Source organism: Flectobacillus sp. BAB-3569, from assembly GCF_002270355.1.
GTDB lineage: Bacteria > Bacteroidota > Bacteroidia > Cytophagales > Spirosomataceae > Flectobacillus > Flectobacillus roseus.
The window spans coordinates 332,321-344,676 of the sequence record NZ_NJFZ01000006.1 but is presented as its reverse complement, the minus strand read 5'-3'; the positions used below and the strand labels follow the sequence as shown (position 1 = coordinate 344,676).

Annotated in this window: 8 protein-coding genes; 4 read left to right on the top strand and 4 right to left on the bottom strand. The window is 38.2% G+C overall.

Translation table 11 applies throughout. From position 1 onward, the window contains the following. Positions 1–134 precede the first annotated feature (134 nt). Together gyrB and purH are read right to left on the bottom strand one after the other, a co-directional pair. The gene (gene gyrB / locus BWI92_RS07295; protein ID WP_095161456.1) at positions 135–2,096 is read right to left on the bottom strand and encodes a DNA topoisomerase (ATP-hydrolyzing) subunit B; all 1,962 of its coding nucleotides are present in this window, start codon (positions 2,094–2,096) and stop codon (positions 135–137) included. Positions 2,097–2,587: 491 nt separating this feature from the next. Continuing rightward, positions 2,588–4,108 carry a bifunctional phosphoribosylaminoimidazolecarboxamide formyltransferase/IMP cyclohydrolase gene (gene purH / locus BWI92_RS07290; protein WP_095161455.1) on the bottom strand — a complete coding sequence of 507 codons (1,521 nt, stop codon included), beginning with the start codon at positions 4,106–4,108 and terminating at the stop codon, positions 2,588–2,590. Between the two features lie 361 nt (positions 4,109–4,469). Between purH and BWI92_RS07285 the strand changes: the two genes are divergently transcribed. The 4 genes from BWI92_RS07285 to BWI92_RS07270 all read left to right on the top strand — a co-directional run bounded on the left by BWI92_RS07285 (position 4,470) and on the right by BWI92_RS07270 (position 8,965). Continuing rightward, positions 4,470–5,078, top strand: a complete 609-nt coding sequence (locus tag BWI92_RS07285) for a GDSL-type esterase/lipase family protein (RefSeq protein ID WP_176464364.1) — start codon at positions 4,470–4,472, stop codon at positions 5,076–5,078. A 53-nt stretch (positions 5,079–5,131) separates the two neighbouring features. Next, positions 5,132–5,860, top strand: coding sequence for an esterase family protein (locus tag BWI92_RS07280; protein ID WP_095161453.1), 729 nt, complete (start codon positions 5,132–5,134; stop codon positions 5,858–5,860). Between the two features lie 251 nt (positions 5,861–6,111). Continuing rightward, a complete protein-coding gene (locus BWI92_RS07275; RefSeq protein ID WP_095161452.1) occupies positions 6,112–7,488 on the top strand; it encodes a cytochrome P450 in 1,377 nt (458 codons plus the stop codon). Positions 7,489–7,999: 511 nt separating this feature from the next. Further along, the gene (locus BWI92_RS07270) at positions 8,000–8,965 is read left to right on the top strand and encodes a hypothetical protein (protein ID WP_095161451.1); all 966 of its coding nucleotides are present in this window, start codon (positions 8,000–8,002) and stop codon (positions 8,963–8,965) included. 261 nt (positions 8,966–9,226) lie between these two features. Here BWI92_RS07270 and BWI92_RS07265 read toward each other — a convergent pair whose 3' ends face one another. Both BWI92_RS07265 and BWI92_RS07260 read right to left on the bottom strand, forming a co-directional pair. After that, entirely contained in the window at positions 9,227–11,011 is a 1,785-nt protein-coding gene (locus tag BWI92_RS07265; RefSeq protein WP_095161450.1) for a hypothetical protein, read from the bottom strand. Positions 11,012–11,265: 254 nt separating this feature from the next. Next, positions 11,266–12,303, bottom strand: a complete 1,038-nt coding sequence (locus tag BWI92_RS07260) for a thioredoxin family protein (protein WP_095161449.1) — start codon at positions 12,301–12,303, stop codon at positions 11,266–11,268. Between the last annotated feature and the right edge of the window lie 53 nt (positions 12,304–12,356).

Genomic DNA, 12,356 nt, shown 5'->3' with positions numbered 1-12,356 from the left:
CGACCGCCTTTTTAACAGAATATTTTAGCAAATAGTTTATGAGCTTTAGACACAAAATATTGCATCTCTACGAGTAAAATTTATAAAAAACAATGACTCATTCACTCAATCACAATTCAAAAATAGCAAGATGACTAAACATCTACTTTTGCGTATTTTGCATTTTTCTCAATAAACTCACGACGTGGTGCTACCTCATCGCCCATTAACATTGAGAACAAGTGATCCGCCTCTGCAGCCGATTCGATAGTTACTTGTTTCAAGGTACGACTTTCAGGATCCATTGTAGTTTCCCAAAGCTGTTCGGCGTTCATTTCACCCAAACCTTTGTAACGTTGTACACCTACAGAACTTTCTTTATCACCACCCAATTCACGAATCGCTTGGTCACGTTGTGCTTCAGTCCAGCAGTAACGTGATTGTTGACCTTTTTTCACTAAATATAAAGGAGGTTGAGCGATATAGATATAACCATTATCCACCAAATCCTTCATATAACGGAAGAAGAACGTCAAAATCAAGGTACGGATGTGAGAACCATCGACGTCGGCATCGGTCATGATAATGATTTTGTGGTAACGCAACTTTTCGATATTCAAAGCACGCTCATCACCATCTTTACCAAAACTTACACCTAGCGCCGTAATCATATTCTTGATTTCGTCGTTTTCGTAAATTTTATATTCTTGCGCTTTTTCTACGTTCAAGATTTTACCACGTAAAGGCAAAATCGCTTGGAAAGCACGGTTACGACCTTGTTTTGCCGTACCACCTGCTGAGTCCCCTTCTACAAGGTATAATTCACAAGTAGCAGGATCACTATCAGAACAGTCAGCCAATTTACCAGGCAATGAGTTACCACCCAATACCGTTTTACGCTGTACCATTTCGCGCGCCTTACGAGCAGCATGACGAGCTTGTGCCGCCAAGATAACTTTAGCAACGATTTGGCGAGCCTCTTTTGGATGCTCTTCCAACCAAGTTTCAAGCATATCAGACATCGCTGCCGATACCGCACCCGACACTTCACCGTTACCTAATTTTGTTTTAGTCTGACCTTCGAATTGTGGTTCAGCTACTTTTACTGAAATTACAGCAGTCAAACCTTCACGGAAGTCATCACCAGCAATATCAATTTTTAGTTTATCTAAAGCACCTGATTTATCGGCATAGTTTTTCAAAGTACGAGTCAACGCACCACGGAAGCCCGCTACGTGAGTACCCCCTTCGATGGTATTGATGTTGTTTACATACGATACTACGTTTTCTGAATACGAAGTATTGTACATCATCGCCACCTGTACAGGAACGCCATTTTTGTCGCCCTCCATATAGATTGGCTCAGCAATCAAACGTTCGCGAGTAGAGTCCAAATAAGTTACAAACTCACGCAAACCACCTTCAGAGAAGAATTCGTCTGATTTTGGTACACCATTTTCATCCAAGTCGCGAAGGTCTGTCAAATATACTTTGATACCTGCATTCAAGAACGAAAGCTCACGCAAACGGTTTGCTACGGTTTCGTATTTGTACTCCGTAACAGTAAAAATCGTATCATCTGGTTTGAAGTGTACGGTTGTACCTGTACGGTCTGCAATACCGATTTCTTTTACAGGGTATTGAGGCACCCCGATTTTATATTCTTGTTGGAAAATTTTTCCTTCACGATATACTGTCACTTTCAAGTCTGTAGACAAGGCGTTCACACAAGATACACCCACACCGTGCAAACCACCAGATACTTTATAGGTATCTTTATCAAACTTACCCCCTGCGTGCAATACTGTCATTACAACCTCCAAAGCAGACTTTTTCTCTTTAGAGTGCATTCCCGTAGGAATACCACGACCGTTATCTTCTACTGTTATCGAGTTATCTACATTGATAGTTACTTTGATTGTATCACAATGACCCGCCAAAGCCTCATCAATTGAGTTATCTACAACTTCCCAAATTAGGTGGTGAAGTCCCTTAATACCCGTGTCTCCAATATACATGGATGGGCGTTTACGTACTGCCTCTAAACCCTCTAATACTTGGATATTGTCGGCACCATAGTTTGCTTTGTTGTCGATTGTTTCTTGAATTTCTGACATATCTTCTTTGAAGTTGTTACTTTAATTAGGGCGCAATTAGCATGCGTAGCTTGTTATAAATTACAGTTTGTTAATGATAAAACGTACCAGAAAGTAAAGGAAGTATAACATGCTTCCTTGAGTGGACTTGAGTAGCGATTGAAAACCTATGTAATGCGTGGGTTTGTATGCTGATTTTTTTGTAAGGATAACAAGTCACTTTCTTTGAAATTTTGCTTTAAAACGTAAAAATACGAAAAAAGTATTGCTTTACCTACAAATAACGGCACTTTAAGGGCTTTAAAAGCCTAAAAAATGGGCATTTTCAAGGGCTTGACTTTCGAAATTTTCAGGAAATATTTTTCTGAAGATAAAATCAAAAATAATTGAAGAAAAAAGAAGTATTTTGGCTGTCGTTTTGAAGAATAGATATTGTGTAAGTGGTAACACCAAATCTACACAATAAAGCATAAAAACGCCTCAATCTGGCTGATTGAGGCGTTCCATATTTTCTAGTGTTTGAAGTGTCTCACACCAGTCATAACCATTGCTAAGCCATTGGCGTCGCAATAAGCAATAGAATCTTTATCCTTGATAGAACCACCTGGCTGCACAACCGCCGTGATGCCTGCTTTATGAGCAATTTCAACACAGTCAGGGAATGGGAAGAATGCATCTGATGCCATTACTGAACCAGTCAAGTCAAAACCAAACTCATTTGCTTTTTCGATAGCTTGTTTCAAGGCATCCACACGTGAAGTTTGACCTACACCTGAGGCGATTAATTGACCATCTTTCGCCAATACAATTGTGTTAGATTTTGTATGCTTACAAACTTTCAATGCAAATTCTAAGGCTTTCAATTCTGCTTCAGAAGGAGCTTTTTCAGTTACAGTACGCATTTGAGAAGCTGTTTCTGTAGCCAAATCTTTATCTTGCTCCAAAACACCATTCAACAAAGTTTTGAACATTTTCTTACCAAACGCCACTTCGTTACGCTTCAATAAGATACGGTTTTTCTTTGTTTTCAAAATCTCAAGCGCTTCTGGAGTGAAAGAAGGAGCAATCAAAATTTCGAAGAACAATGAGTTCATTGCCTCAGCCGCTTCAGCATCTACTTCGCCGTTTGTTGCCAACACACCACCAAACGCTGAAATAGTATCACAAGCAAAAGCATTCAAGTAGGCTTGTTTTACCGTTTCGGCCGAAGCTACACCACAAGCATTAGTATGCTTGATAATGACAAATGAAGTTTGAGTAAACTCATCCAACAATGTAATACAAGCATCTACGTCAACCAAGTTGTTATAAGAAAGTTCTTTACCATTTAATTTCTCGAAAAGCGCTTCCAAATCGCCATAGAATGTGGCTGTTTGGTGAGGGTTTTCACCATAACGTAACGAGTGGTTTGGTAAAGCTTTGAAATCATAAATATCTGTTGTATTGCCAGAGAAATACGCGTGAATAGCAGTATCATAATGAGATGACACGCCAAACGCCAACATAGCAAAACGCTTACGGTCTGCCAAGTCAGTTCCACCATTTTTAGCTTCCAACAATGCTAATACTTCTGCGTATTGTGTACGAGAAGAAACGATCAATACATCATTGAAGTTTTTAGCAGCACCACGAATCAATGAGATTCCACCGATGTCGATTTTTTCGATGATGTCGTCTTCAGAAGCACCACCTGCTACAGTTTCTTCAAATGGATAAAGGTCCACAATTACCAAGTCAATCGAAGGAATTTCGAATTGAGCTGCTGTTTGCACATCGCCTTCATTGTCACGACGGTATAAAATTCCACCAAATACTTTTGGGTGCAAAGTTTTTACGCGACCACCAAAAATAGAAGGATAGCTAGTAAGATCTTCTACGGCAGTTACAGGAATACCCATTTCTTCGATGAAAGTTTGAGTACCACCTGTTGAGTAAATTTTTACCCCGTTCTTGTGGAGGAGTTCAACAATTGGAGCGAGTCCGTCTTTGTAATAAACCGAAATGAGGGCTGATTGGATTTTTTTGGATGACATTGTTTTGATACATTTTCGGCTAGTTGCTCGTTAGGGCTTTAGTTTATGTGTGTTACCCTACAACTAACCTCGTCAGAATGAAAGTGCAAAAATAAGCAATTTTGTATTTTTCGTAGTGCTTTAAGGCAATTTTATCTAAAACAAATAACTATTTATAGGTCATTTAGATAAATCGTCTATCCTATCTACACAAGAGTTCGTGTAAAATTGACACAGCCAGCCCTTTTGTTTAAAGTCTTTTGGCTATATTTGAATGATGCTGTAACCTTCAAGGTGGTTAGCAAATGGCTTTATGCTGTTTTGCTTTCTGAGAGTCAACAGTCCACACCCAAATATCATAACCCTGTTATCCACTAAAGTCATGTTTTGGTACGAAGAAGAAGTTAAAAGATTAGAGAAATTACAAAAAACCTTAGAATATCAACCCCAAACGGCTTTTTATGGAAGTTCGACTTTTACACTTTGGCAATCACTTTACCATGACTTTGCACCTTTCCAACCTGTCAACTTAGGCTTTGGTGGCTCTACATTAGCAGCCTGTACTTGGTATTTTGATAGAGTATTCAAATACCAAAAGTCTCTCGATAATATTATCGTATATGCAGGCGACAACGACCTGAGCAATAACCGTCATCCAGAGGAAATTTATATCTTTCTTTTTCAGCTTTTTGAAAAAGTAAAAGAGCGCTATGGCGATATTCATTGCTCTTATGTTTCGATAAAGCCTAGTCCGATTCGTTGGTATCTCAACGACCAAGTAAAATACACCAATATAATTATCAAAAACGAAATTGAAGCTCGTCAAAATCCTTATTGGCATTTTGTGAATATCTATGATAATTATTTAGGATACGACAATCGTCCCAATCCACAGTATTACGAAAACGACGGATTGCATTTCAATACACAAGGACATACTATTTTGAAGGAAATTTTATTGAAACATTTATCTCAATTTAAACAAGTTTAAAAGATTTCCTATTAAATTTCTGACCTATCAATCCCTTTTAAAATTCCGCTAACATGACCCGCTCATACCACCAATGGTTTAGTCCAAACCTTCAAAAAAACATGGAGTTACTGGTATTTGGGCATACTGGAACACGTGTACTGTTTTTCCCTACAAGGGCTGCAAGGTTTTATGACTATGAAGACTGGGGGGTAATTGCTGCCATCCAAGACAAAATCGAAGCTGGGTATTTACAGGTCTTTTGTGTAGATAGCGTAGATGCCGAAAGTTTATATAACGAGTATATTACTCCTCGTGAACGCATTGTACGGCATATTGCTTACGAACAATATATTATACAGGAGGTAATTCCATTCATGCACCAAATCAATCCTTTTAGTGATATGATTTCGGCAGGTTGTAGCTTAGGAGCTTATCATGCTATCAACGTAGCAATGAAATACCCACATTATTTCTGTAAGGCTGTAGGTATGAGCGGACGCTATGACTTAACTTGGGCAACTGGGTATTTTAGGGATTTGTTTAGTGGTTATCACGATGAAGATATTTATTTCAACACGCCTATTCAATTTATTCCCAATCTTCAAGACGAGCGAACACTTTCTGATTTACGTAAAATGGATATTATTTTAGCCATCGGACAGGAGGATGCATTTTTAGAAAACAATATTCATTTTAGTGAAATTCTGAATTATAAAGATATTCACCATCATTTGTACGTATGGGACGAGGAAGCTCACAAAGCTCGCTATTGGCGAAAAATGGTACAGATATATCTTTAGATTGAGTGAATTGAGTGTTTTACTTTTACACAATCATTTATTTTACAGATAGTTAATCATCCAGATAGGATTTCAAACTATTGCAGATTGGGGGTTTCTGATTTCGGAAATAAAGTAAAATACCTTTATTTTTTACAAAACATAAAAGATTAAACTTTCACAATCCAACATCCGATATCCGAAATAGACAGTTTTAGAATCATTCTTACAGGACTAACTGATATTTCAGCATTACAATTTACTAACAGTCTATGTTTCTTAAAAAAGCTCCAGTGGTCAAGGGTGTGTTTTTCTTTGGACATGCATTAGAATTTGGACGAGACCCTCTCAATTTCTTGCTTAAACTTCAAAATAACTATGAACGTATTGCGCAATTACGAATTGTGTATCTCAAAGTCTACCTGTTGGTTAATGCAGAAGATATCAAATATGTACTACAAGAAAATAGCAAATCCTTCGTCAAAGGGCGTGCTTACAGAGTTCTTGGGCAAGTATTAGGAAATGGTATTTTGACGAGTCATGGTGAGTTTTGGCACCGCCAACGCAAATTGGCACAGCCCGCATTTTACAAACAGCGTTTGGCCTTATTAGTCGATATCATGAACGACGAGACTATGACTTTGGTCAAACGTTGGGAAGCTACACTCCAACAAGAGAATGGTTCTACGACACTACCTATGACCAAGGAAATGATGAAGGCAACTTTGTTGATTGTCACAAAATCGCTGTTTGGTACAGGTATCGACCCAAATAAAATTGCTCATATTTCACAAGATATTGATACCCTCAATGAAATCTTGAGCATGCAGATGCGTACTCCAGTAAGATTCCCGATGTGGGTGCCTACCAAGACAAATCAGGGATTCAAAGCTGCTTCTAAGCGACTAGATGCTGTGATTCAGGAAATTATCAGCACTCGCAGAAATGCCCTTCAATCTAATCCAGAGGCTCAATTTGATGATTTATTACAAATGCTTATCACTGCTAAGGACGAAGAGACAGGAGAGCAAATGACTGATAAGCAACTACGAGACGAAATTGTTACGCTGTTTATTGCTGGTCATGAAACTACCGCAATGGCAATGTCTTGGGCGATGTACCTGTTGGCACAACACCCTGAAATAGTCCAAAAGATGCGTCGTGAAGCTCAGGAGGTATTAGGAGAGCATTTACCCAATTTTGAGAATATCAGACAACTAACTTATACATCACAAGTCGTAAATGAAGTGTTACGGTTATATCCTCCAGCATGGGCAATTAGTAGACAAGTCATGGAAGACCAAAAAATTGGTAAATATTTGATTCCTGCCAAAGAACAAGTTTTTTTCTGCCCATATTTGTTACACCGCAACAAAGCCTATTGGACAAATCCAGAGGAATTTAATCCTGACAATTTTTTGCCTGAGCGGATAAAACAACGTCCTAGTTATTCGTATTTACCATTTGGAGGTGGCCCTAGACTTTGTATTGGAAACAATTTTGCCTTAATGGAAATGCAGGTTATGCTGGCTCTATTAGTCAAACATTTTGATTTTGAAAAAATGGAGAATGTGATTCCTGACCCACAAATTACCCTAAAACCAAAAGGTAATATGCCTATTAAGGTAAGTATGAGTGCTGAGTTTTGAGCTTTCGGCTTTCAGCAATGGGCATTCGGCGAAATATTCCCAATGAATTTAAACAAGCGTTAGGCACTAAGCAAAGAGTTTTTTAATAACCACAGCCATGCTTTTTCACAAAGCCCACCGCCGAAAGCCACTACCTGAAAGCCCAAAGAACAATCTTAAATTTTATTTTGCCCACTAACTTAATAAAAGCAAACATTATCATAATCCAGTAAATGGTATCCTTTACATGATGCTTATATGCCCAGAAAAGCGTACTTTAGTAAAGCTTTCTGAGTTATAAGCCTTATCCTTGTTTCTGCTAGTTTTCCATTAGTCCATCTATATCCACGTTTGGATAGTTTTACAACACGTTCCCTTACATTATATTTTAATCAATAATACCCGATTTTCATCAATACGCACAAAATATTGATATTTCAAATGAAAATTTATTTCGGTTCAAAACTTTATCTATTATTGCAACCGTAATTTATGGTAAAATATATCTTTTCATTTTTAGTACTTTATTATTATGAATAATCAAAATTCGCCTAACTCAGGTAATAATGGCCTTCTCAAAATCCTTCTGGGACTTGCAGCTGTTGTTATTTTGGTTTTAGGCTATATGCTATTTAATGCAAATCAAAAAACTGAAAGTCAAGAGTCTATCATTAATCAGAAAATAGAAGAACTGACTACGGTACGGACACGTTTGGATTCTATTTCGACACAACTAGATGCCAAAATCGCTGAAATAAAGGAGCTTGGAGGAAAAGTTGAGGAACTAGAAAACTTGAAAGCTCGCTTAAATCATGACAAAGCCGAACTTAAGAATACCAGTAAGTTTGACAAAAATACCTACGAAGAAAAAATTCAAGAATACATTGCCTTACTATCTGAAAAAGACCAACAAATCAATAAGCTTCGTTCTGAAAATGAAAGTTTGGTGAAAGAGAAGGGAATTTTGACACAAGAGAAAGAAGGCGTTGTACGTGAAAATACAGGCTTACGCGCCGAACGTGAAGTGCTAACGCAATCAGTTACAGAAGAACGAAGTAAAAATGAAGAACTTAGCAAAAAAGTACGAATTGGTGCTCAATTGAAAGCTATTAACATTCAGGCGCTGGCAGTAAGTTCTCGTGGAAAAGTACAAGATGGTGGCAATTATAAATCAAAGAAAATGAATCAGTTATTGGTCATTTTCACACTTCCATCTAATCCTCTGACTGAGCAAAATGAAAAGGAAATCATTCTTCGTATTCTTGACCCAACGGGTGCTGTGATTTCGGATAGTGCATTGGGGTCTGGTATTTTCCAATTTAATGGTATCGAAACGGCTTACACTTCCAAAAAAGTCATAGAATATACGAGCAATGACCAACGTGTAGAAATGCTTTTTAGTCGTGGCGAAAACTCAAAATATAATGCTGGTAATCATACTATAGAATTGTATGCCGAAGGTTTTAAAATCGGTCAAGGCGTATTTACGGTTAAGTAAATTTAGTAAATAGCGATTGAGTAAATGAGTGATTATGTTAAAATTGGTATGTCAACCGTAGAGACGTAATACTTTATGTCTAAAACTGAGTTGTATCTAGCATCAAAAAAAGCGGTCGAAAATTGTTTTTCGACCGCTTTTTTTGATAAAATTATTGAATCATGTTTCATGATGACTCATGTTTGATACTACTACACTATCTCTGACTCGGCTTAAGACGTAAAATATTACGTCTCTACGGATACAAATAATCCTTCAATACTACAGCTCAATCTCCAAGCCAGCTACAAAGTTTTGCTGTGCTTGGCATGTTGATAAGATTGTGGATAAGTCGATTTCTTCCACAGAACCTACCAATTTACCCGTAAAATGTAGTGTGATGGCCTCTGCATTGATACGAGTCTGAGTAATTAATGGGTGAACTGAACCATCTAATGCTTTCACAATATCTTCGGCGAACTCTTTGAACATAATATTCGTAGGAAGCTTGTAATACTTCGCTGAAGAAGCGTCATTTCCTGTCACAAAAATAGGAACAGGAAGCGAATCCACACTAGCTGCCAAACGACCATACGCTTTTTTTGCTTCGGCATAAGATGCCTCTTGCGCTTCGGCGTCGAAACCACCAAACAAAAAGGCTACTTGTTTACGAGAAGGCAAACCTGCGATACGAGCGGCAATAGCCGCATCTAATTTTTCTAATAGTAATTGAAACTTGATCGTATTTTTTCCTGTACGAACACGCTCACGAATTGATTGACGAATAAAATAGGTAATTGCGTCTGTCACATTCAATCCGATTTCTCCCATTTGCTTGAATATCAAGGAGGTTGGCGACATACCTGGAATAGTGTTTGGATCGTGCAATAAAACTTCACCATCTGGTGTCAAGAAACCATCGATACGTGTACAAACGCCAAATTTCAATGAGTCAAAAGCCTTTTTAACATCAGCTTGCACCTTATGAAGGTTATCCAATGACGTTTCGATAGGAATACGCTTACGAGTTGCGGAAGATTGGTATTTTGCTTTAAAGTCAAATACCTCTACCCCTGCTATGATTTCGGTTGGCGGCAATGCTACCGATACGCAATCTGGCGTTTGGATGACACCGCAACTAAATTCTTGTCCTTTTACAAAACTTTCAAACAAAACAGCATCTTCGGCATTGCTCGAAATCAACTCTGCTTTGGTATTTGCTTGTGCAAAATGCGCATCAAGTTTGGTCAACAACTCCGCAGGATGATATACTAATTCGTTGTTCAATGCTACTGGCAAACCGATACCTTCATCGAGATTCGCCATTTTTTGAACATATTCTTTCTTGTCAGATGCATTCCATTCTTCAGCACTTACCTCACGAATAAAGAAACACTGTTTTACTGCTTTTACAAAATCACTTACCTCATCTTTTTTCACAAAAGCTACCCCAATAGATGACCCTTGATGTGGTGCTTTCACGACAAATGGTAAGCCAACTTGGGCTTTGATTTGTTCGAACAAAACACTAGCCTCCTCTTGCTCAAAAGACTGGCGAGTCAATGTTGCTGTTCTTTTGTTAAGACCTACTGCCAAGCGAATCAAGTCATTTTGGGCGATTTTATCAATCCCAATCGAAGAACCCATCACACTTGGACCTGAATATGGAATACCGTACCATTCCAACAAACCTTGAATACTTCCATCCTCGCAACCAGGACCGTGCATAGCAATGAAGGCAAAGTCGATGTAGGACTTAAATTTGTCGGGTGAAATACGTGTACCAATGGATTGAAGCATGGTATCAAGTTCTTCATCAGATAATTGCCCTAACGATTCTGAGTATATTGTATAATCGCCTTGATAAGATTTTGGGGGATAAAAATCACGGATAGCGCTAGAATATACCAGCGACTCATTGAGAATGATGAAGTTTCCTGTGCCGTCTACAAAAATTGGAACAGGCGTAAAAAGTGATTTGTCGATGTTTTCCATCGCCGTTTTACCACCTGCAAAACTAATTTCACGTTCACGAGCGGGCCCGCCAAAGAAGATACCTATATTCATGCTTGAAACGCCCGATTAAGCAATCGGGATTAAACGTTGAAGAGAATGCTATTTTTGGCGTGCAATATAGCAAATTTAGGCGAGACAGCAGGGTTTTGGAAGATTTGAGGCGATAAAATGTATAAGCTTTAACCTAAAGCAAAGTGAGTCATTATAGGTTGCTTGCTGCTGTAGGCTAGAAGCTGTAGGCAAAGTGAGTCTTTGACTTTCATCATTTTGCTTACAGCGTAGTGCCTACAGCGAATAGCATCAACTTATTTTTTCTTAAAAATCCAGTCTAGTTTTTCGAGAGCTGCGGAGTTAGTTGTTTTTGTTTTCACAAAATTCTCAATAAATGCTGCATCTTTTTTGTCGATTTGCTTTACGTTTTTACAAAACGCATCAATCAAATTGGCAGCTTCTATGTCTTTTCCTGCTTTGAAAAGAATCGTCGATTCGGTCCATACAAAACGCCCACGAATTGATTGTTCGTCGATGCCCAAACGACGAAGATATTCTTTCATTTGAGTAAATTTTTCAGGCGAATATTGTTGCGCACGACTGCAATACAAACTATACATGATAATATTCTCGGCTGTAACTTTGACATTCTGCGCACCAAACTTTTTATTAAACTCCTCCAAATGATTCATCATATTGATGAACAAGGGGTTTTCGTCATCCATGATGATTTTCTGTAAAACCACAAAATTGGTTGGACTAGACATCACCTCTGATTTTTGTTTTTGCGCATACGTGCGCATTGCTGCAAGGTTGTCGGTTGTATCACATAATAAGCGGCAAGTGTAGGCATATTCAATCAAGAAATTATCATCGTTCATACCTTGTTTGAAATAGCTTTTCCAAGTAGCCGATTGCATTTGTGGATTAATAGCGCGCTCGCCCATATTGATGATATAGGCTTCATTGTTTTGCTCATCTCCAGCCGACTGGATATGTAATAATTTCTCGTCTTTATCCCAAAAACTCATCAAAGGCGTTGACAACACATAGATATTATGTTTTTGACGAAAAGCTTTTGCTTCAGGAGAGTTTACCTCCAATTGGTAATTGATAAAGGTTTTGTTGTAAAAAGCTCCGACTTTGGCATTAGCATCAAAAGTCTTTTTGAAGTTTTCACAGTGAGGACAACCAATCGCATAAATTTCGACAAAAAGAGGTTTGTTTTGAGCTTGAGCTAAAGCAAAGGCACTTTTGAGTGTTCCTTTAAAGAAGTTAATACCTCCACGTACCTGTGCTTGAGCCTGTACCAAACCTACTACGAAGGCAAATAGTAAAGCAATTTTTTTCATACGGTTTTATTTTAAGTATTGCGGATTTCGGATGTTTGATTTCGGAAGTATCT